Annotated in this window: 19 protein-coding genes and 1 riboswitch; of the genes, 1 reads left to right on the plus strand and 18 read right to left on the minus strand. The window is 71.8% G+C overall.

From position 1 onward, the window contains the following. Positions 1-4: 4 nt before the first annotated feature. Positions 5-135: riboswitch (FMN riboswitch) on the minus strand. 424 nt (positions 136-559) lie between these two features. The 6 genes from ACWEVS_RS21860 to ACWEVS_RS21885 form a co-directional block, all read right to left on the minus strand. After that, entirely contained in the window at positions 560-799 is a 240-nt protein-coding gene (locus ACWEVS_RS21860) for a hypothetical protein (RefSeq protein WP_452553019.1), read from the minus strand. After that, entirely contained in the window at positions 796-1,641 is an 846-nt protein-coding gene (locus ACWEVS_RS21865) for a phosphoribosylaminoimidazolesuccinocarboxamide synthase (protein WP_452553021.1), read from the minus strand. Before ACWEVS_RS21865 ends, ACWEVS_RS21860 begins: the two co-directional genes overlap by 4 nt. Before the next feature lie 9 nt (positions 1,642-1,650). Beyond that, entirely contained in the window at positions 1,651-2,397 is a 747-nt protein-coding gene (locus tag ACWEVS_RS21870; RefSeq protein ID WP_452553023.1) for a GntR family transcriptional regulator, read from the minus strand. Positions 2,398-3,178: 781 nt separating this feature from the next. Beyond that, a complete protein-coding gene (locus ACWEVS_RS21875; protein WP_452553025.1) occupies positions 3,179-3,940 on the minus strand; it encodes an oxygenase MpaB family protein in 762 nt (253 codons plus the stop codon). A 493-nt stretch (positions 3,941-4,433) separates the two neighbouring features. Beyond that, positions 4,434-5,096, minus strand: coding sequence for a ribulose-phosphate 3-epimerase (rpe, locus tag ACWEVS_RS21880; protein WP_354910246.1), 663 nt, complete (start codon positions 5,094-5,096; stop codon positions 4,434-4,436). Between the two features lie 165 nt (positions 5,097-5,261). After that, a complete protein-coding gene (locus ACWEVS_RS21885) occupies positions 5,262-6,245 on the minus strand; it encodes a helix-turn-helix transcriptional regulator (protein ID WP_449921084.1) in 984 nt (327 codons plus the stop codon). Between the two features lie 106 nt (positions 6,246-6,351). On the opposite strand from ACWEVS_RS21885, the gene ACWEVS_RS21890 reads away from it, so the two are divergent. Beyond that, positions 6,352-6,771 (plus strand): VOC family protein, encoded by a 420-nt coding sequence (locus tag ACWEVS_RS21890; protein ID WP_449921086.1) that lies wholly within the window; start codon positions 6,352-6,354, stop codon positions 6,769-6,771. Between the two features lie 3 nt (positions 6,772-6,774). Here ACWEVS_RS21890 and ACWEVS_RS21895 read toward each other — a convergent pair whose 3' ends face one another. The 12 genes from ACWEVS_RS21895 to mihF all read right to left on the minus strand — a co-directional run bounded on the left by ACWEVS_RS21895 (position 6,775) and on the right by mihF (position 21,414). After that, positions 6,775-8,265, minus strand: a complete 1,491-nt coding sequence (locus ACWEVS_RS21895) for an RsmB/NOP family class I SAM-dependent RNA methyltransferase (RefSeq protein WP_452553027.1) — start codon at positions 8,263-8,265, stop codon at positions 6,775-6,777. Further along, positions 8,265-9,194 (minus strand): methionyl-tRNA formyltransferase, encoded by a 930-nt coding sequence (fmt, locus tag ACWEVS_RS21900; RefSeq protein ID WP_452553029.1) that lies wholly within the window; start codon positions 9,192-9,194, stop codon positions 8,265-8,267. The genes ACWEVS_RS21895 and fmt overlap by 1 nt, the downstream gene beginning before the upstream one ends. Before the next feature lie 2 nt (positions 9,195-9,196). Beyond that, complete coding sequence (gene def, locus ACWEVS_RS21905) at positions 9,197-9,745, minus strand: peptide deformylase (RefSeq protein WP_354910234.1); 549 nt, start codon at positions 9,743-9,745, stop codon at positions 9,197-9,199. 115 nt (positions 9,746-9,860) lie between these two features. Then, a complete protein-coding gene (locus ACWEVS_RS21910; protein ID WP_354910232.1) occupies positions 9,861-11,168 on the minus strand; it encodes a hypothetical protein in 1,308 nt (435 codons plus the stop codon). 23 nt (positions 11,169-11,191) lie between these two features. Further along, on the minus strand, positions 11,192-12,799 hold the full coding sequence (locus ACWEVS_RS21915; protein ID WP_452412963.1) for a hypothetical protein: 1,608 nt from the start codon (positions 12,797-12,799) through the stop codon (positions 11,192-11,194). Positions 12,800-12,848: 49 nt separating this feature from the next. Then, entirely contained in the window at positions 12,849-15,614 is a 2,766-nt protein-coding gene (locus tag ACWEVS_RS21920; protein WP_452553030.1) for a primosomal protein N' family DNA-binding protein, read from the minus strand. A gap of 940 nt (positions 15,615-16,554) precedes the next feature. Next, positions 16,555-17,742 (minus strand): methionine adenosyltransferase, encoded by a 1,188-nt coding sequence (gene metK / locus ACWEVS_RS21925; protein ID WP_354910224.1) that lies wholly within the window; start codon positions 17,740-17,742, stop codon positions 16,555-16,557. Between the two features lie 129 nt (positions 17,743-17,871). Further along, the gene (locus ACWEVS_RS21930) at positions 17,872-18,240 is read right to left on the minus strand and encodes a hypothetical protein (RefSeq protein ID WP_354910222.1); all 369 of its coding nucleotides are present in this window, start codon (positions 18,238-18,240) and stop codon (positions 17,872-17,874) included. 674 nt (positions 18,241-18,914) lie between these two features. After that, positions 18,915-20,114, minus strand: coding sequence for a bifunctional phosphopantothenoylcysteine decarboxylase/phosphopantothenate--cysteine ligase CoaBC (gene coaBC, locus ACWEVS_RS21935; RefSeq protein WP_449921105.1), 1,200 nt, complete (start codon positions 20,112-20,114; stop codon positions 18,915-18,917). Between the two features lie 7 nt (positions 20,115-20,121). Further along, positions 20,122-20,391: a DNA-directed RNA polymerase subunit omega gene (gene rpoZ, locus ACWEVS_RS21940; RefSeq protein ID WP_449921108.1), complete on the minus strand. Its 270-nt coding sequence runs from the start codon at positions 20,389-20,391 to the stop codon at positions 20,122-20,124. A 24-nt stretch (positions 20,392-20,415) separates the two neighbouring features. Beyond that, the gene (gene gmk / locus ACWEVS_RS21945; protein WP_354910528.1) at positions 20,416-20,952 is read right to left on the minus strand and encodes a guanylate kinase; all 537 of its coding nucleotides are present in this window, start codon (positions 20,950-20,952) and stop codon (positions 20,416-20,418) included. Between the two features lie 138 nt (positions 20,953-21,090). After that, complete coding sequence (gene mihF / locus ACWEVS_RS21950; protein WP_183658973.1) at positions 21,091-21,414, minus strand: integration host factor, actinobacterial type; 324 nt, start codon at positions 21,412-21,414, stop codon at positions 21,091-21,093. Positions 21,415-21,740 lie beyond the last annotated feature (326 nt).

Below are 21,740 nucleotides of genomic sequence, written 5' to 3' on the forward strand. Positions count from 1 at the left end.
ACACCCGCGCGCTTCCTCCCATCCGGACTTTCACCGTCGGTCCCGGAATTTCACCGAGTCAACCGGCCGATGGCATCGGCCGGGTCGCGGACTGTCACCGCCGGTTCGGACTTTCACCGACCCCGGAGCACGCTAGCTCTGTTCTCCCCCAGTGTGCCATGTCCGAAAAGCCCGGCGCGACTGGAGTCCCCGGGGCGGGACCTGGAAGCCGTCGCTCCGTCTCGCGATCTCGGGCGGCGATCTACGAGCGGTGTGGCTTAAGCCTGCCGGTAGTGCGGCGTCATGGTGTGTGCCGGAGCTCCGGCCCGGGGGTCATGATCTGGGAGTTAACTCGTAGACGAGGGCTCCCACTCAATGCCTAGGGCAGCAGCCTCATTTGGTCGGCCTCTACGAGGGAGACATCCTGTGCTTGACGGCCCTGCTGCTGGGTACTGTCGCTGCCCCGTCGTGTGTCCACGCCCCACAGGGCTTTGCCCTTCATGAGCATTCGTCTATCATTCGGTCCCACCCATGGCGAGGGGCCCAGCCAAGTGGACCCCTCGCGTACTGCGATCTTGCTCTATCGCTCGTCGTCACGGCCCGCCCATGGCTTGTCCATCGACCGCGCGAGGGCATCCACGCCATCCACTGCCGGGGTGACTCCGAGAGCGCGCAAGAGCATTCCCGCACCTGCGGCAGCCATGCCGGAGTCACCTGGAGCCGCCTCGAGATCGAGGCCTCTCTCGCGGAGCAGAACCTGGACCTCCAGCACCAGGTGGGACGGGTCGTAGAACTGCTGGCGTTTCCTTATCGCTGTCATTCGCCCTCCTTCCAGGCCGTGCCGGTGATGCGCTCGAACACCTCGATGTATCGGGCACGGGTGGCCTTCACGATGTCGTCCGGCACGGGCGGGCCCGGCGGGGTGCGGTCCCAGTCGAGGGTGCTCGACCAGTCACGAACGAACTGCTTGTCAAGGGCGTGCTGGGTACGGCCTGGCTCCCAGGAGTCTGCCGGCCAGAAGCGGGAGGAGTCGGGGGTGAGCACTTCATCGGCCAACACCAGCGTGCCGTCCGGGGCCCGGCCGAACTCCAGTTTGGTGTCGGCGATGATGATGCCGCGCTCCGCGGCGATGGCCGCGCCGCGCCGGTAGATCTGCAGTGTTACCTCGCGAAGATTCGTCGCAGTGTCGCTGCCGATCAGGTCGACCACATCGTTGAAGGCGATGAACTCATCGTGTCCCTCGCCCACCCCAGCCTTCGTGGTTGGGGTAAAGATCGGCTCAGGAAGCTTGGAGCCTTCAACCAGCCCGGCCGGGAGTGGCACGCCAGATACGGTGCCCTGCTTTTGGTACTCCTGCAGTCCAAGGCCGGCGAGGTAGCCGCGGGCGATGAACTCCACCGGCAGCATCTTCAGGCGGCGGCACCGTACAGCACGGCCCGCCCACTCGGCTGGCACATCGGTACCGCTGATCACGTGGTTGGGGAAGACATCGGTGAGCTGGTCGAACCACCACAGCGACAGCTGCGTGAGGATCTTCCCCTTGTCGGGGATGGGCGTCGGCAGCACCACGTCATAGACAGAGACGCGGTCTGAGGCGACCAGGATGAGGTCGTCGCCATCCGCGTAGACGTCGCGCACCTTGCCCGAATGCAGCAGTTTCACTGGGATCCCCTAGTTGTCGGTGATGTCGAACTCGTATGCCTGCCAGCGAAGCGCGGCCGACACGTACTCGCCGTACTCGATCGCGACGCCGTCGGCGTCGTAAATCCAGTTCCTGCCGCGTAGAACCGGCGATCCCAGGAGGACGCCCAAGGCTTGGCTATCTTCCGCTGTAGCGACGTCGGCGGCGATCTTGTCTCGCACGATCTTGGGGGCGCGCCCGGTCACTTCGGAGACGTAACCGAAGGTGCCCTGCAAGATCCGCCCGGTCTCCAGAAGTCGGGGCGCGATCTCGGCAAGCCTTCCGTCGAACCAAGAAACAGAGGCCGAGACGGGCTGGTCACCTCGGTAGGTCACCCGCCGCCGACAAATCGCGAGCGCCCCTTCCTGAATCCCCAACGCGTCTGCAGCCCGATCAGTCGCGTTGACCAACGCTGCGGACTGAATCTTGGCATGCTCACCCGGCGGATAGATGCGACCAGTACGACGGACAGCCAAGGCCCGGTCGGTGGACGAGTGCGAGGCTGTCGCTGCTCTCACAACCGTTCCTCGACCTGGAGCTGCATCGACAAGCCCCTCGCTACGCAAGGTGGTGATCACCTTGGTCGCTGTGGCAATCGCCACGCCCCATTCCTCGGCGATCTGGCGCCCGGTGGGGACTCGATCACCCTCGCGCAGCTCACCAGACATGATCTGCTGCCTGATGTGCGCCACGACCTGCAGATATGGCGGATCTGGCCGGTGCAATGTCGGGGCCATCACTTGATTGTTCCCTTCCAATTAAGACATGGACCAGTCCAGCACTAGTCCATAGTTGCCGAGTAGGGAGGTCCTGACCAGGCGTGGAACATTGCGCTAGTGCAACACACTGCAAGGTTTGCACAACTGGAAACAGAGCGACCCCAATCACACAGAAGAACACGACCCGTGGAACCCCATCATCACGAATCGCCAGAACGACCCCCTTCTCTCTTCCCCCGCGGACCACCGTTGCCATGTACGGCAGCGCTTCGCAAACGGTCACGAATGCTTACCTGTCGGCTGGAGACGGTCCCGGTCGCAAGCGCATGCAGTCATCGGCGCTACCGAATGTCGGATGTTATGGCTCGCATCGAGAGCGCCGAGGCGGTGAGCGCCTGATGACGACGCCAACCAAAAGCGCGTTCTTCGCCGCCCTCACCGAGGAGGCGAAGGGCCGAGCCATGCCCCAGACGCCCGCCTGCTCCTGACGCGCCCGGCCCGGACGCACGTGCCTGTTCAGCTGACGCGATGGGTGTGTCGCCGTGAATGAGACCAAGGACGCGGCCGAGCGCGGGTGCGGGTGTGGGTCCAGGCGGGTGCAGGTCCGGTAAGGGTCGGCGCCGTTGGGAGGTCGGCCATCGCCGCACGAGGAGCGTCCCTTCGGAGGACGCGTCCACGTGCCGGGCGGAGGCGCGTGACCCGGCGTGCCGTACAGGGGGTGGGCCGGCGTGCCGTACAGGGGGTGACCCGGCGTGCCGTACAGGGGGTGACCCGGCGTGCCGTGCAGGGGGTGGGGAGGTCAGGCCGCCATGAGGCGGCGGGCGCGGCGGGCCGCCGGGGCGTAGCGGACCTGGGCCGGCACGAACCCGAGCCCCGTGTGCAGCGCCCGCAGCGACGCGGTCGCCCACAGGTCCCCCACCGGCGTCGCGGGCAGCCCGTACAGCCGGCGGGCCCACCGCGGCAGCGTCGCGAACGCCAGCAGCGTCAGCGCCGGCAGCATCGGCTTCAGCGGCGTCAGGCGCAACGGCAGCGGCGCGTTGAACGACAGCCGCAGCGGATGCGCCGCCTCGGGCACGAACCGCAGCCCCGGTCGGGCCGCGCGGATGTAGTCCTGCAGTTCGCCCACCGAGCCTGGCACGTCCGCCGGTGACAGGCCGACCACCTCGGCCGCCGCCCGCCATTCCGCCACGAACGCGTCGGCCTCGTCGTCGGTCAGCCGCACCCCCGCCCTGCGGGCCACCGTCAGGTAGGAGTCGACCTCGCCGACGTGCACCCAGCGCAGCGCCTCGGGATCGTCGAGGCGGAAGCGCTCCCCGGTGTCGTAGTCGAGGGCCGTCAGGGTGGCGTGGATCCTCCTGACCCTGGCGCCGGCCCGCTCGACATCGGCGCGCGTGCCGTACGTCCGGACCCTCACGAACTCGGTCGTGCGCTGGAAACGCGACCACGACTCGGCCGGATCCATGAGCGCGGAGTTCTGCAGCACGCCGCGCATCGCCCTGGGGTGCAGGCCCTGCATGAGCAGGGCGCGGAAGCCGCCCACCAACAGGATGGGCTCCCCCATCACCCGCCATGTCACCGATTGCGGCCCGAACAGCCCGTGATCCTCCATAAGTGTTCAATTACCCGGGAGGCGATGAACCTATGTTCCGCGCGGCGCTAATCCACGGCCCTGATCGGTCGCCACGCATCGCGGACGCCACCCGGGTCGTCCCGCCCCGCCGGGACCACCGCACGATCTGCCGCGACACCGCGGATCATGCGGTCGGCCGGGCATCCACGCGGTGGCGCTGCGAACCCGGCCGCGCAGGGCAGGTCGGGGCGGTCCGCAAACCCGGCCACCCCACGGCAGACCGGGGGCTGCAGACCCGGCCACCCAGGGCAGACGGCGGCAAACCGGGCCGTCCGGGCATGCCGCGCGGCACAGTGGTCCCCACCCGCGGACGCCGCGCAAGCCCGCCGTTTCCGCCACCCGGCAGACCGGATGCCCGCTGCGGGGCAGACCAGGCTGCAAGCCGGGTGGGGTGGGGGCGAGGAGGCGCGTGGCAGCCTGGGTGTCAGTCCGCGTACGGGCTGGCCAGGTCTCTGAGCTTGTCGATCGCCGCGGCCGGGTCGGCGGCGCCGTACACCGCGCTGCCCGCCACGAACACGTCGGCCCCGGCCTCGGCGCACCGCTCGATCGTGTCGGCCGCCACCCCGCCGTCGACCTGGAGCCAGATCTGACCCCCGTGCCTGGCGATCAGCGACCGCGCCCGGCGGATCTTCGGCAGCACCACGTCGAGGAACTTCTGCCCGCCGAACCCGGGCTCCACCGTCATCAGCAGCAGCATGTCGATCTCGCCGAGCAGGTCCTCGTACGGCTCGACGGCCGTCGCCGGGTTGAGCGCGAAGCCCGCCCTGGCTCCCGCGGCGCGGATCTGGCGCAGCGTGCGCACGGGGGCCTTGGCCGCCTCGGCGTGGATGGTCACGCTGCCGGCGCCCGCCTCCGCGTAGCCGGGTGCCCACCGATCAGGGTCGGTGATCATCAGATGGCAGTCGATCGGCGTCGAGGTGGCCTTGAGGAGCGCCTCGACGACCGGCAGGCCGAGGGTGAGGTTCGGCACGAAGTGGTTGTCCATGACGTCGACGTGCAGCCAGTCGGCGTTCGGCACGCGGGCGGCCTCGTCGGCGAGACGGGCGAAGTCAGCGGACAGGATGCTGGGAGAGATCTGAACGGCCATGATGGCCCCGAGTGTAGTGAAGCCCTTCCCGCGGCTCCGCACCCGCCGCCCCCCGAACCGATGCCACCGGCCGCCGTCCCCCGAACCGATCCGACCGGCCGCCGTCCCCCGAACCGATCCCACCGGCCGCCATCCCCCGGACCGATCCCGCCGCCCGGCAGGCCGTCAGGTGTCCCGCGCCGGGCCCTGCGGCGATCCGGCGGCCGGCGTGCCGTGCAGCGCGACCAGTTCGGCGCCGAGCCTGGCGAGTTCGGCCCGTACCTCCGGCCCGTCCACGACCTCGACGAGCGCCCCCCATCCCGCCAGCTGCTGGGCGATCATCAGCGGGGTCGGCGCCGCGACCCTGACCCGGGCCCGCCCGTCGTCCTGGGTGGCCTCCACCTCGCAGTGCCGTCCGAAGTGGTCGCGCAGGACGGGCACGAGGCGGGCGTGGATGAGCACGGTGGCCGACAGCGTGGAGCGGTGCCGCTCCACCTCGTCGACCACCCGCTCCCACGCCTGCGTGAGGTCGAAGCCGGCGGGCCGTTCGAACGGCTGGTCCGTCACGACCGCCTCGGCGATCCTGTCGACCCTGAAGGTGCGCTGCCCCTTGTCGGTGCCGGCCAGCAGGTACCACACCTCGTCCTTGTCGACCAGGCCCCACGGGTCGACGAGGCGTTCGGTGCGCTCCTTGGACCGGCCGGCGTAGGACAGGCGGACCTTCAGCCTCTGGACGGTGGCCCGCTGCAGGAGGTCGACCAGTTCGGGCCGCCGCCTGCCGTGCTCGCCCCACCTGGCGGGGTCGATGGCGACGGCGCTGGCGGCGGCTTCGGCCTCGGCCCTGAACGTCTGGGGCAGCGCCCGCACGAGCTTGCGCAGCGCCGACTTGACCTCGGGGGCGATGGCGGCGGCCGGGCCGACCAGCAGGAACAGCGCCTGGGCCTCGGCCGCGGTCAGCCCGCTGAGGTCGGTGCGGGCGCCGCCGAGCAGCGACCAGCCGCCGCCCCTGCCCGGCTGGGGATAGACGGGGATGCCCGCCGCCGACAGCGCCTCGAGGTCGCGTCTGGCGGTGGCCACCGAGACCTCGAGCTCCTCGGCCAGCTCGGCCGCGGTGATCCGGCCCCTCGACTGCATCAGCAGCAGGGCGGCGACCAGACGATCAGCTCGCATGGTTCTCAGTGTCGCAAAACAAAGTGCTCATTTGATGAGCACTTTGACGAGAAGAATGAGACCTGTCACTCACCGGGACCGAACCGAGAACGCGAAGGAGCCACCCATGCTGCGAGGCCTCACCACCACCTGCTTCTGGGCCGACGACCTGGAGGCCGCCAAGCGGTGGTACACCGAGGTGTTCGGCATCGAGCCGTACTTCGAGCGGCCCGGCCGCGACGGCGCCCTCGCCTACGTCGAGTACCGCATCGGCGACTACCAGCACGAGTTCGGCCTGTGCCAGAGCGGCTACGCCCCCGAGGGCGCCGCGACGGAGCCGGGCGGCGCGGTCGTCTACTGGCACGTCGACGACCTCGACGCCGCGGTGGAGCGGCTGGTCTCCATGGGCGCCAAGGAGTACCAGCCGGCGGTGAGCTGGGGGGACGCCGGTTTCCGCACGGCCTCGGTCGTGGACCCGTTCGGCAACGTCCTCGGCCTCATGGTCAACCCGCACTACCTGGAGGTGCTGGCCTCGCTGAAGCAGTAGCGGTCAGGACCGCCTGCGCAGCAGGGCCAGGAACATGGCGTCCGTGCCGTGGCGGTGCGGCCAGAACTGCGCGTGCGGGCCCTGCCCGAGGCCGTCGATCCCGGGCAGGAAGGCGCGGGCGTCGAGCTGTTCGGCGTCGTCCCTGCGCTTGAGCGTGTCGGCCACCACCACCTGGGTCTCGGCCAGATGCGGCGAGCAGGTGACGTAGGCGACGACCCCGCCGGGCCGCAGGGAGTCGAGGGCGGTGTCGAGCAGCCGGCGTTGCAGCTCGCCCAGCTCGGCCACGCTCGCGGGGTCACGCCGCCACCTGGCCTCCGGGCGGCGGCGCAGGGCGCCCAGCCCCGTGCACGGCGCGTCGAGCATCACGCGGTCGAAGGAGCCGGGCCGCCAGGCGGGCTCGGCGCCGTCCGCGGTGATCACCGCGGCCTGCCGGGTGGTCTGCCAGACCAGGCGGGCCCGATGGTACTGCACGTCGGCGGCCAGCATCCGGGCCCCGCCCGGGAAGGCGAACGGCACCTGCCCGCTCTTGGCCGCGGCCAGGTCGCCGTGCGTGGCGATCGCGTCGAGCAGGCCGGCCTTGCCGCCGGGGCCGGCGCACATGTCCAGCCACCGCTCGTCGGGCCCGTCGAGCGGCACCCTGGTCAGCGCGAGCGCGACGAGCTGGCTCGCCTCGTCCTGGACGGCGGCGCGGGTCTCGGCCACCGCGAGGATCTGCCCGGGGTCGCCCTCCGGGAGGTAGGCCGCGTACGGCGAGTAGCGGCCGGGTTCGGCGCCGGACTCCTCGAGCTCCTCGACCGAACTGCGCCCCGGCCTGGCCACGAGCGTCACCACCGGCCTTGCGTTGTCGGCGGCCAGCAGGTCGGCCGTCTCGCCGGCGTCGTGGCCGAGCGCGTCGCGGAAGGCGCTGACGACCCAGCGGGGATGGCTGTGGGCGATCGCCAGGTGGCCGACCGGGTCGGTGTCGGCGGACGGCGCGACGATCGTGATCCACTCGTCGAGCGTCCTGGAGGCGATCTTGCGGAGGACGGCGTTGGCGAAGCGGGAGGCGCCGGTGCCGATGCGCAGCCGTACCAGGTCGACGGTGGTGCCGACGGCGGCGTGCGGCGGGATGCGCATCTTGAGCAGCTGGTGGGCGCCCAGGCGCAGGGCGTCGCGCACGGCGGGGTCGGGCTCGCGGTCGCCGCACATCGCGATGATCGCGTCGTAGCTGCCGAGGCCGCGCAGGGTGCCGTAGGCCAGTTCGGTGGCCAGGGCGGCGTCCCTGCCCTTCAGCCGGCGATCGCGCAGCAGGCGCGGCATGAGCAGGTTGGCGTAGGCGTCGCGCTCGTCGACGGCTCTCAGCAGGTCGTAGGCGGCGTTGCGGGCCTCGTCACGGGCCGGTGGCCGCCCGCCGCGCCGTCCCGCACCACCCGGACCGCCCGAAGGCCTCCGGCCGCCCGAAGAACCCCCGCGACGCGGACCACCGCCGCCGGAAGCCGCCCCTCGATCCGCCATCACGCCAGCCGATCCGCCGCCGTGGCGCGCACCCCGCGCGCCCACTCCCCCGCCGTCATGAGCCGCTTGCCCTGCGGCTGCACCTCGCCCAGCTCCACCGGGTGGGTGCCGGTGCCGACGAGCACGGTGTTCTTGCCCACCACGAGCTCGCCTGGGGCCAGCCGGTCGGCCGAGGCGGCGGGCCGTACGGGGCCGATCTTGACCCGCTGGTCACGGAACGTGGTCCACGCTCCGGGGTTGGGCGTGCAGGCGCGCACCAGCCGGTCGACGCGCATCGCGGACGCGTTCCAGTCGATCCGCGCGTCGTCCACGGAGATCTTCGGCGCGATCGACACCCCGTCGAGCGGCTGGGGTCTGGCTTCGAGCGTGCCGTCCTCGACCCCGTCGAGGGTCGCGGCCAGCAGACCCGCACCCGAGACGGCCAGCCTGGCCAGCAGCTCGCCGCTGGTGTCGGTGGCCTTGACCTCCTCGGTGACCACCCCGTAGACGGGGCCCGCGTCGAGCTCCTTCACGATCTGGAAGGTGGCCGCGCCGGTGATCTCGTCGCCGTGCAGGACGGCGTGCTGCACCGGAGCCGCGCCCCGCCATGCGGGAAGCAGCGAGAAGTGCAGGTTGATCCAGCCGTGACGCGGGATGTCGAGCGCGGCCTGCGGCAGCAGCGCGCCGTAGGCGACCACCGGGCAGCAGTCCGGCGCCAGCTCCCGCAGCTGGTCGAGGAACTCAGGATCGCCGGCCTTGGCCGGACGCAGCACCTCGATGCCCTCGGCGGCGGCCAGCTCGGCCACGGGACTGGGGTGCAGCGCGCGCCCGCGGCCCGCGGGGGCGTCCGGGCGGGTGACCACCGCCACCACCTCGTGGCGCGGCGAGTCGATCAGGGCGCGCAGCGAGGGCAGCGCGGTCTCGGGTGTGCCGGCGAAGACCAGGCGCATCGTCAGAGAGCCCTCCCGCCCGTGGCGTGGGGTGAGAACTTGACGGTGGGCGCCTGCAGCCCGCTCCACTCCGCCTCGCGGATCTCCTTCATCGCCAGCTTGCGCTGCTTGGGGTCCATCCTGTCGATGAACAGGATGCCGTCGAGGTGGTCGGTCTCGTGCTGGAAGCACCTGGCCATCAGGTCGGTGCCCTCCAGTACGACGGGCTCGCCGTGCATGTTGAAGCCCTTGGCGACCGCGCGGATGGCGCGCGGCGTCGGGAACGACAGCCCGGGGAAGGACAGGCAGCCCTCCTCGCCCTCCTCGTCGAGCTCCGACGACAGATCGAGGTCGGGGTTGACCAGATGCCCGAGCTGGTCGTCGATGTAGTAGGTGAACACGCGCAGGCCGACGCCGATCTGCGGGGCGGCGAGACCCGCGCCTGGCGCGTCCATCATCGTGTCGGTGAGGTCCTTGACCAGCTTGCGCAGCTCCTTGTCGAAGTCGACGACCGGGGCCGCCGGGGTGCGCAGCACCGGGTCACCGAACAGCCGGATCGACTGAATGGACAAGGGGTACTCCGTTTCGCATAGATGGGATCACCCCAGTTTACCGGTGAGAAAGGCGCGGTCAGGGAATCGTCTTCCGGACGGCCACTGACCAGCGGCCACGCTGCCACCGGCCCGGCTAGCCGATCGGCATCGCCCTCGACGAGCGGGCCTTCAGCGCCGCCTTCCGCGCCGCCTTGGCCACCGCCTGGTCGCCGTGGTGGTCGGCCAGCAGTTCGAGGACGGCGACCGTGTCGGGGTGGTCGACCGCGGCCATCTCGCCGACCATGCGCACCAGCTCCTCGCCGGCTTCCAGCACGTCGAAGGAGCCCATGGCCCCTGGCGCGTCGGCGACGTAGAGGAGCGCGGCCAGCGAGTCGATCGCGATCCAGGTGTGGTCGTCGGGGGTGAGCGGCGGCGCGGGCAGGTCGCGGATGTGCAGCCAGGAGGCGGCGTAGCGCCACATGAGCGGCTCGTCGAGGGCCTTGCGGACGGGCAGCTCCGCCTCCGGGCCGAGCTCCTCCAGGACGGTGCCGACCGCGCCGCGCTGGCCCGCCGTGCCCGTGGCGGCGACCTGGACCAGCTCGTGCGCGGCCGACTCGGGCGAGCGGCGCTCCAGCCAGTGGGCGACCACGCTGGGCGTGACCGCGCCGGTGATCATCGCCTCGACCAGCTCGGCGGCGGCGTAGTCGGAGTAGACCTCGACCTCCGCCGCCGTCGGCGCGTCGTGGCCCTCGCGCAGCAGGTCACGGCGGACCGCCCACACCCCGAGCGGGGTGAGCCGGAAGTGGCCGGTGGTGGTCTGCTCGACCAGGCCGCAGTACTCGAGCAGGGCCAGCGCGTCGTAGAGCGCGGCGGGCAGGACGGCCGCCAGGTGGCGCAGCTCGGCCGCGCCTGGGTCGCAGGCGACCTCGTGGGAGTGGAGGATGCCCTTGGCCAGGGTGGCGGCGGCCACCCCGGTGCGGACGGAGTAGACGGTGGCCAGCGTCTCCGCCAGGTGCTCGTCGATCACCGCGGAGCCGGTCAGCCCCTCGTCGGCGCGGTCGAGGACGTCCATCACCACGCCGTCCCAGAACTCCAGCGTCGCCTCGACGGGCAGCTGGAGCGAGAGCGGGCCACGGCTGGCCGTACCCCTCATGATCTGCAGCAGGCCGGTGTTGACCGCGACCACCCACAGCAGGCGCAGCCGCGAGGCCTCCAGGCCGAGCTCGGCCACGGCCGCCTCCGCGTCGGCCGCGGACAGCAGGCCGTGCTCGGTGACGGGACGGGTGCCCGTCCACGCCGTCAGGCGCAGCGCGTCGGCGACCAGCGGCACCTTCGGCACGGCTCTGGCCAGGTCGGCGTCGGACGCCAGGGCGACCGGCGGGAAGACCAGGCCTTCGACGCGCTTGTCCTCGATCTGAGGAGGCTTGCGCAGCTCGGTGAGGTCGAAGACGTTGTTTGCCACTCAGGAAACTTACTGCACAGCCGTCACATGGAGGTACCGATCGCGCGAGAGCGGGCCTTGAAGGCGGCCTTCCTGGCGGCCTTGGCCAGGGTGCCGTCGGGGATGGACCGGCCGAGCAGTTCGAGCACCTCGACGACGTCGGGATGGTCGACCCGCCACATCTCCTCGATCAGGTGGGCGGGCGGCCCCGAGGCGGTGATGTTCTCGGCGAAGATCTCCGGGTCCTCCTCGGCGGCGGGCATCGCCAGGGCCAGCATGTCGACGCTCACCCACAGCAGCTCCTCCTGGGTGAGCGGCGGCGCGGGCAGGCCTCGGGCGGTCAGCCAGTGGATGGCGTGCGGTCGCAGCTCCTGGTCCTCCAGGCACGCCCTGACCGCGCTCTCGGCCGCCGAGTCGAGCTGGTCGACGATGGTGACCGCGATGCCGCGGGCCACCGCCGGCGCGCCACCGGCGGCCGACAGCAGCTCGCCCGCGGCCTCGGCCGGGCTCCTGCGCGCCAGCCAGCGCTGGATGTCGTCCTCGGCCAGCTCCGTCGGGACACCGGACAGCAGCCCCTCGATCAGGCCCATCGCGTCGGCCTCGGCGAGGTCCTCGGCCTCGGGCGCGTCGAGGCCGTGGCCCAGGTAGAGGCGGCGCATGCCGTAGCCGGCCAGAGGGGTGAGGACGACGACGTCACCCGCGCGGTCGAGCAGCCCGCAGTGGGCCAGCCGGTCGAGCGCGGTCTCGACGTCGGCCCCGCTGTAGTCGGTCAGCTCCTCCAGGAACTCCTCGACGACGCTCACCGGCGCCGGGGTCTGCAGGCGGTAGAGCATGTCGAACAGGTCGTAGAGCTCCTCGTCGAGCTCGGCCGAGCCGGTGACCTGGCCGCCGGTGTCCTTGTCCAGCAGGAACTCCACCGTGCGCGCCCACGTCTCCAGCGGGTCGTCGGAGCGCGGCAGCCGTCCGAGGTCCCACAACAGCCGCGGGTACGGCACGGGCGCCGCGGCGGCGTCCTTGACCCGCAGCCGCCCCTTCACGGTCGGCGTGGAGCCCCGCTCGGCCACCCAGGCGCGCAGCCGCCGGGCCTCGGCCAGGATCGGCACCTCCTCCAGCGCCGCCACCAGCTCGTGCCGTGGCGCCAGCCGTACGGCCGGCAGCGGCGCGCAGGCCGGGCAGTCGCACGGCGCCTCGCCCAGCTCGGGCGGCTCGGACAGCTCGCCGGCGGGGATGGCGATCGACTGCTCGAGCGACTCCGGCCCGATCGCGCTGAACAGGCTCTTGGCCATGCCGAAGTTGGCCGGGTCGGCCAGCGCGGTGACCATCTCCGGCTCGATCTCGGCCAGCTTGGCGCGCATCTCCGCCGCGATCCCGGCCGCGATCTCGCCGCGGTCGAGCAGGAAGTCGACGAGCGTGCCGGAGGCCGCGACGGTCTCCTGCGCGCTCTCCGGCGGCGCGATGACCTTGCGCGGATAGATGGACAGCAGCAGCTCTTCGAACGTGGCGGGCGTGAACCCGCCGAGCTGGGTCACGTTGAGATAGTCGCTGGCGTAGTCGCAGAGCAGGCGGATCTCGTCCGCGTCCACGTCGACTTCGTGCGCCCGGCCCCAGGCGCGCAGATCGTCGATGGCTCGGTTCACCCATTCGATCGACACAGGGTGACGCTAACGGGTTACCTACGCCCGCGCGAATCGGGGAAACGGGCTATATCAGGTCGAGAGGGTCAACACTTACCCTCACGACTTCCTGCGCCTTACGTGCCGCACGCACCCCCATCGCCCCTTTCAACGCCGTTGCCAACTGCTGCCCCAGGGCTCTCGGCACCCGGATCATCGCGCGCTCCTGCTCGCCCTCGGCGCGCCGCGTCTCCACCGGGACGGGGCCGAGCACCTGCGCCTCCGGCGGCAGCCGTACCTCGCCGAGCATCTCCCTGACCGCCGCCGGCGTGCCCGTGAGCGTCGCCATGCGTACCGCGGGAGGGAAGCCGAGCTCGCGCCGCTCGGCCAGCTCCCGCTCGGCGTGGGTGACCGGGTCCCAGCGCAGCAGCGCCTGGACGGCCGGCATCGCCGCGTCGGCCAGCACCACCAGCTCGGCCCGCGGCCGCAGCAGCGCGGCGGCGTTCATCCAGCGCCGCACGGCCTCCTCCGCGGCCCGCAGGTCGGCCCTGCCCAGCATCGCCCACCCGTCCAGCAGCACCGCCGCCGCGTAGCCGCCCTCAGGCACGGGCTCGGCGCCCGGCGTGGCCACCACCAGCGCGCGCCCCGGACCCACCGTCGCCAGCACGCCGTCGCGCCCCGAGGTCTTCACCGGAACCGACGGGAAGGCGCGCCCCAGCTCCTCGGCGGTGCGCCGGGCGCCCACCACCGAGGCGCGGATCCTGCTGTCACCGCACGTGGGACAGCGCCAGTCCCCCGCGATCCGCCCGCACCACCGGCAGTACGGCGCCGCGTGCCCGCCGCGCAGCGCCAGCGGCCCGTGACACAGCTGCTCCCCCGTGATCGTCGCGCGGGTCGGCGGGTGTACGCACCTGGCCGGCGCCCTGCACGTACGGCAGGCCAGCGAGGGGAGGTAGCCGCGCCGCGGCACCTGCACGAGCACGGGCCCGTCGGCAAGCCCTTGCTGCAGGGCCCGCCAGGCGAGGCTGGGCAGCCTGGCGGCGCGCGCCGCCTGGTCCTTGGCGAGCTCGCCGTCCTCCCCCGCGGGCCGTACGCGCGGCGCGACCGACCTGATCGCCTGCCTGCCCGCCACGATGGGCCTGGCCCACCCGGCGGCGATGAGCTGGGTGGACTCCGCCGTACGGGAGTAACCGCCGATGAGCATGCCCGCACCCGTCCGGTGGGCGCGCAGCGCCAGCACCTCCCTGGCGTGCGGGTAGGGGGCCAGCCGCTCGGCGTGCAGGTCATCGCCGTCGTCCCAGATGACCAGCAGGCCAGGCTTCTCCACCGGGGCGAACATCGCCGCCCTGGTGCCGACGACCGCCCTCACCTGGCCGCGCAGCACGCGCAGCCACCTTCGGTAGCGCTCGGCGGGACCGAGGTCGGCGGTGAGGGCGACGTGCCTGCCGGGGCCGAGCACGTCGGACAGCGCCTGGTCGGCGAGCGTGACGTCCTTGCCGTCGGGGACGACGACGACCGCGCCCCTGCCGCCGTCCAGCGTCGCCCTGACGGCCTCGGCCACGGGACGGGTCCAGCCGACGCCGCCGGGCAGGGCACTCCAGACGGCTCGCGGCGACCTGCCGTTGGCGAGGGCGTCGAGGAAGGAGGCGCCCATGGGGTACGGATCCCAGGCGCTCCCGTTTCCCGCCCCGGTGCCGGATGGGCGATCCGGGTGGTTCCCGCTGGTGGGATCGTCCCGCGTCGCGTCGCCTCCGGCGCCTTGGTCCGCTGGCGGCTCCTTCGCCGCAACGGCGGGACCGCCGGCCGCGCCCCTGACCGGCATGACGGGGCCGCCCGCCGTGGCCGTGGCCGTGGCCGAGTCGACGGGGCCGCTCGCCGTGGCGCTGGCCGGGTCGACGGAGTCGCTCGCCGTGGCGCAGGCCGGGTCGACGGAGTCGCTCGCCGCGCCCCTGACAGGTATGACGGGACCGCTCGCCGTGGCGGGGTAGGCGGAGTCGCTCGCCGTGGCGGGGTCGACGGAGTCACTCGCCGTGGCGGGGTAGGCGGAGTCGCTCGCCGCCTCCCGTGCCGGCGTGACGGGGCCGTTCGCCATGGTCCCGACCGGGTCGACGGGGCCGCCGGGCGTGGCCGTGGCGGCGTCGAGTGGCTCGCTCGCCATGGCTCGGGCAGGGGCGGCGAGGTCGCCTCCTGGGGCCGCCGCCTTGGCGCCGAGGTCGTCGTCTGCCGGGGTCGCAGGGCCGGTCATCGTGGCCCCCGCCGGGCCGCCGAGGTCGTCGGCCGCCGGAGTGGCGGAACCGGTCGTCATGGCCGCCGCCGGGCTGCTGAGGTCGTCGGTTCCCGGGGATGCGGAACCGGTCGACGTGGCCGCCGTTGGAGCGGCCGGGTCCGCCTTCCTGCCCCGGACGGCGGGCGCCGCGGGCTCGGACTCCACGCGAGCGTGCCGGGGCGGGATCGCGAGGCGCAGCACGTCGGCCATCGTCCCCGCGTAGCGGTCGGCGACGGCGCGCGCCAGCCCGGCGATCTCGGGCGTGAGCACCGGCTCGGGCGACACGACGCGTTCGAGCGCCATCAGCCGCCCCTCGTGCTCGCTGCCCGCCAGGCGCTCCACCAGGAACCCGTCGACCAGCTTGCCGGCGAACCGCACCCGCACCCGCACCCCGGGCACGGCGTCACGATCCATCGTCTCGGGCACCAGATAGTCGAACGGCCTGTCGAGATGCGGCAGCGGGCTGTCGACCACCACCCTGGCCACGGGAAGCTCAGCGGCCGCCACAGGGGCGCCCAGGTCGCGCTTGGCCGACTCCGCGGGTCGTACAGCCTCGAGGGGCAGAAGGGCGTCGTCGGAGTCGGTCACAGACTACGTCTACCAGATGCGGCGCACCCGCCGGTCGGCTCGCGCCGGACGCGGAACCCGCCCTGCGACGACACGGCCGCACCCCTGCTGGAGTGCGGCATCATCAGGAGAACAACCCAAGCCGCACGTGGTCGTGCCGGAAACCGGCCGTGGAAGACCCACGATGCCCGCGGCTACTCCCCGGCGGGAGCGACCGCACCGGAGGCCGCACCAAGCGACCCGACAGCCGCTCCAACGAACCACCGGCCCCAAGCGAACCGACGACCGGCCTGACCACGAGTCGGCGACCTCAAGCGACCCGACAGCCGCTCACCGGGAGCCGGCGGCCCCAAGGTTGCCGATACCAGCCGCCCAGGCGCGATCCCTGTCCTCCGGGGCGCTGAGACGCGAACGGGCCGCCGGAGACTGACAGTCCCCGCGGCCCGATGACGAACACCGACCGGTCGGGAGTCGACGGTCCCCACGCTCCACCGGTGTAGACCGGCGGCCTCCCGTCGACGCTCAACGCCGACCGGCCGGAGATCGACGTCCCTCGCGCGTCACATCGGCGCAAGAGCACACTGGACGGCCGCGCCTCGCGCGATGCGAAGCGCTCCGATCTCAGACCGGCACCACTGTCGCGAAACACCCGATCCGGGACCGACACCCATGACGCCAGACGATCCGGCCCGAGACCGGCACCCCATGACGTCAGGCGATCCCATCCGGAACCGGAACCCATGACGCCAGACGGTCCGAGACGGCGCGCCGTGACGCGAGACGGTCCGATCATCGGAGGACGTCCCGCGACGCACTGGACGGCGCCACCACGCGATGGCACGCCCGACCAGAGGAGCCCACGCCCCGCACCGCGAAGGCGGGTCCGCGACCGGCGGACCCGCGGCGCGAGGAACGACCGCGTCCGGGGCCGGAAGACCGGCGGCCCGGAAGCGGGCGTCCGTCAGAGGCCGGCGGCCTGGCGGAGGGAGGCGGCGCGGTCGGTCGACTCCCACGAGAAGCCCTCACGACCGAAGTGGCCGTAGGCGGCGGTCTCGGAGTAGATCGGGCGCAGCAGGTCGAGGTCGCGGATGATCGCGGCGGGACGCAGGTCGAACACCTGGGTCACGGCCTCCTGGATCTTCTCCACGGGGACCTTCTCGGTGCCGAACGTCTCGACGAAGACGCCCACCGGCTCCGCCTTGCCGATGGCGTAGGCGACCTGGACCTCGGCCCGGTCGGCCAGGCCGGCGGCGACGATGTTCTTGGCGACCCAGCGCATGGCGTAGGCGGCCGAGCGGTCGACCTTGGACGGGTCCTTGCCGGAGAAGGCGCCGCCGCCGTGGCGGGCCATGCCGCCGTAGGTGTCGACGATGATCTTGCGGCCGGTCAGGCCGGCGTCGCCCATGGGGCCGCCGATCTCGAACCTGCCGGTCGGGTTGACCAGCAGCCGGTAGCCCTCGGTGTCGATGTCGATCCCGGCGAGCACGTAGTCGACCACGTGCTCCTTGATGTCGGGCGTCAGCATCTCCTTGAGGTCGATCTCCGCCGCGTGCTGCGTGGAGACCACGACCGTGTCGAGACGGACCGGCTTGTCGCCGTCGTACTCGATCGTGACCTGGGTCTTGCCGTCGGGACGCAGGTAGGGCACCAGGCCGGACTTGCGCACCTCGGACAGGCGGCGGGCGAGCCTGTGCGCGAGCGTGATCGGCAGCGGCATCAGCTCGGGCGTCTCGCGGCAGGCGTAGCCGAACATCAGACCCTGGTCGCCGGCACCCTGACGGTCGAGCTCGTCGACATCGCCCTCGACACGGTGCTCGTAGGCGTCGTCGACACCCTGGGCGATGTCGGGCGACTGGGCGCCGATGGAGGCCGACACACCGCAGGAGGCGCCGTCGAAGCCCTTGTGGGAGGCGTCGTACCCGATCTCGAGGATCTTCTCGCGGATGACGCCGGCGATGTCGACGTAGGTCTCGGTCGTCACCTCGCCTGCGACGTGGACCTGGCCGGTAGTGATCAGCGTCTCGACGGCGACCCGGGACCTGGGGTCGTCCTTGAGCATGGCGTCGAGAATCGCGTCACTGATCTGGTCGGCGATCTTGTCCGGGTGGCCTTCGGTGACCGACTCGGAGGTGAACAGGCGACGTGACAACTCAGTGGCTCCTCATGCAGCGGCTGCTGACGGTGGTGTGGCTCGGGCGGGCAGGGCACGCCGGGGCCATCGCCGAAGTGTAGCCCGACATGCCCGTGTGCCGCGAAACTGCTCCCATTCTGCCGCTTGTCATAGGTAGGGAAGCGGATCGTGGGGCAGGGTGTCGGGTTCGAACACCTCGGCGTCGGCCGCGGCGACGACCGCGGCGTACTCCTCCTCGAACTCGAAGAACATCTGGCCCACCTGGATGACCGGGCTGGGCGCCATCGTGATCGGCCCGAGCCTGGTGGCACGGGGGAAGGCGGCGTAGAGCGACACGGGCCGGTCGTTCCTCAGCGTCCTGGTGGCCAGGACGGACACCGACTGGTCGGTGACCACGATGAGGAAGTTGGCGACGCCCGGCGGGCCTATCGAGAGCGCGGGGAAGACATAGCGGATCTCCTCCCCCTGGCGCAGCAGAGCCCTGCAGCGATCCCTGACAGCCGACGTCACCGGCATCCCATCCCCCCTCGCCGACCCTCAGTATTGGCAGGCGGCGGGGGACGCCGCAACAGGTGATCAGGTAACCGCCCATGTCGCTTCCCGAAGGTCAAAGCCCCGGGGCCAAGCACGCCGAGGGAGCAGCGGCCCCGCGCCGGTCTCGCGGTACGGCCCGGCGGGGCCACGCGCGCCACCCGGGGCAGCGGCGAGCCCGGCCCTCCTTCGAAACGCGGCGGTCACGGGCCGCCGGAGCCGCTTCGGGCACGCGGGGACGCCAGGGGGTCAAGCAGACAGGGACGCCCGGGGCTGAAGCACGCAGGGACGCCCGGGAGCCCAAGCACGCAGGGACGCCCGGGACTCAAGCATGCAGGGACGCCCGGTGCTCAAGCAGATAGGGACGCCGGGAACTCAAGCGGGCAGCGACGCCCGACTTCGAGCGCGCAAGAACCACGGGATTCGAGCGCCCAGGAACCCCCGGGATCCGGCGCGCCTGCCCCGGGGTCCCGGCGCGCTTGGGCATGGAGCTGGGCGGGGGTGGCGAGGCCGACGGAGCGCCACCACATCCGCGTACGAGCGTGCGGCTACCGCGGGCCGGATCCGGGCGCGGGGACGTGGCGAAGCGCCGCGGGTGCCGTCACCCTCACAGGGTCACACCCGAGCGCGCGTGCCGTCCCTGTCAAGCGGGCGGCGGGTCAGGAGAGGCGGGCGGCGATCAGGTCCCATACGGCGTCGGCCAGGTCCTCCTTGGGCCCGCGCCCGACCTCGACCTGGGACCCGTCGGCGGCCAGGATGACCGCGGCGTTGTCGGGCGTGCCGAAGGCCAGCCCCTCGCCCACCTGGTTGACCACCAGCAGGTCGCATCCCTTGCGGGCGAGCTTGGCCTTGCCGTTGGCCAGCACGTCGTCGGTCTCGGCCGCGAACCCGGCGATCACCGCGGGTCCCGCGCCGGGCCCGGCCGCGCGCCGCCGCTCGCCCAGCTCGGCGAGGATGTCGGGGTTCTTGACCAGGTCGATCGGCTCGGGCTCGGCCGACGTTTTCTTGATCTTGGAGTCGTGGCGCACGGCGGGCCTGAAGTCGGCCACGGCCGCCGCCATGACGACCGCGTCGGCGTCGGCCACGGCCGACAGCACGGCGTCACGCAGCTCGATCGCCGACTCGACCCTGACGACCTTGGCGCCCGCCGGGTCGCCGAGCGAGACGTTGGCCGCGACGAGCGTCACCTCGGCGCCGCGCGCGACCGCCGTGCGGGCCAGCGCGTATCCCTGCCGCCCGGAGGAGCGGTTGCCGAGGTAGCGGACGGGGTCGAGGGCCTCGCGGGTGCCGCCGGCCGAGATGACGACCTTGCGTCCCGCCAGGTCGCGTGGACGGCCGGCCATGACGCGGCGACAGATCTCGAAGATCTCCGCGGGATCGGGCAGCCGGCCGGGACCGGTGTCGGCGCCGGTGAGGCGGCCGACGGCGGGGTCGATGACGATGGCCCCCCGCTCGCGCAGGACGGCGACGTTGGCCCGGGTCGCCGGGTGCTCCCACATCTCGGTGTGCATCGCGGGTGCGAACACCACGGGACACCGGGCGGTGAGCAGCGTGTTGGTGAGCAGGTCGCCCGCCAGGCCGTGGGCGGCCCTGGCCAGGACGTCGGCGGTCGCCGGCGCGACCACGACGAGGTCGGCCTGCTGGCCGAGCCGTACGTGGGGCACCTCGTGCACGCCGTCCCACACGTCGGTGGTCACCGGGTGCCCGGACAGCGCCGCCCACGTGGGCTCGCCCACGAACCGCAGCGCGTCGCGGGTCGGCACGACCCGCACCTCATGGCCCGACTCGGTGAACAGGCGCAGCAGCTCGCAAGCCTTGTAGGCGGCGATGCCCGCGCTGACGCCAAGGACGACCCTCATGGAAGGGTCAGACCGCGCCTTCGATGGGCTCGGCGTTGAGGAGACCCTCGGAGACCTCGCGAAGCGCGATCGACAGGGGCTTCTCCTGCGCGTGGGTCTCGACCAGGGGGCCGACGTACTCCAGCAGGCCCTCGCCGAGCTGGGAGTAGTAGGCGTTGATCTGGCGGGCGCGCTTGGCACCCATGATGACCAGCGAGTACTTGCTGTCGACGATGTCGAGCAGCGAGTCGATCGAGGGGTTGGTGATGCCCTCGGCCGTCGGGGCAATGCCTGCCACGTTGTCAGACCTCTCGTCGGAATGCTATGCGGTCATCAAGGCTATCAGCCTGTGGCATACGTCCTGGACGTTCGTGTTCACCAGCGTGGTATCGAACTCCTTCTCGGCCGCCATCTCGATCCGTCCGGCCTCCAGGCGGCGGGCGATGACGTCCTCGGGTTCGGTGCCGCGTCCCCGCAGCCGCTTCTCCAGCTCCTCCCACGTCGGGGGGGCCAGGAAGACCAGCAGCGCCTCCGGCATGCTCTCACGCACCTGCCGGGCGCCCTGGAGGTCGATCTCCAGCAGGGTGGGCACACCCGCCGCGATCTTGTCGAGGACGGCCTTTCTCGGCGTGCCGTACCTGTTGCCCGCGAACTCGGCCCACTCCAGCAGCTCGCCGGCCGCGATGAGCCGGTCGAACTCGTCGTTGTCGGCGAAGAAGTACTCCACCCCGTGGGTCTCGCCGGGGCGGGGCTTCCTGGTGGTCACCGAGACCGACAGCCACACCTCGGGGTGTGCCCGCCGGAGCTCGGCGACGACCGTGGACTTGCCGACGCCCGACGGCCCGGAAAGGACCGTCAGCCGCCTGGTGGCGCCGCGCTGGCGCGCGCCGCCACCTGGGGGAACGAAACCTCCACGATCCGTGCCTTCACCTTCGGACCAGGACCTGTCGGTCACCTCGTACCCCCGTCGAACCCGCGATTTCGTGTGGTACCGAGGTTAGCCCTCGTTGCCACCGAACTCGCGCTCGAGGGCAGCCCTCTGGTTCGCGCCGAGACCCCGCACGCGGCGGGACTCGGCGATAGCGTGCCGCTCCATCAACTGCTTGGCGCGGACCTTGCCCACGCCGGGGAGCGACTCCAACAGAGCCGACACCTTCATCTTGCCGATGACGTCGTCGGTCTGCCCATCCTTGAGCACCTCAGCCAGAGAAACCGCGCCGTGCTTGAGACGGTTCTTGACCTCGGCACGCTCTTTACGGGCCTTGGCAGCCTTCTCAAGGGCTGCGGCGCGCTGCTCAGGGGTCAGGGGAGGAAGAGCCACGCCGGGTCACCTCGAATTTCTTTGCGATGTACTCGGACGGCAAGGGAAACTAGCTGGTCAAGACGTCGTTAGCAACGTCAAGCGCCGTTTCTCTCACCATAAAGTCCACTTCTTCACTCTGTGAAGTCACACCGCTACACTGTGCTGATCAAAATGCCCCTACTTCGCGCTTTTCAGCGTTCGTCAACCGGGTCGCCGCGAATGCGATCATGATCACAGAAACCGGTCCCGACACCCCTTCCTGACCCGTACTTTACGGACAGCCGAAGACCCGATTCGGCGGCCCTGCCGGGGTTTCGGACACCTCGCGCCCCTCGCGTCGATCG

The organism is Nonomuraea sp. NPDC003754 (assembly GCF_053605785.1).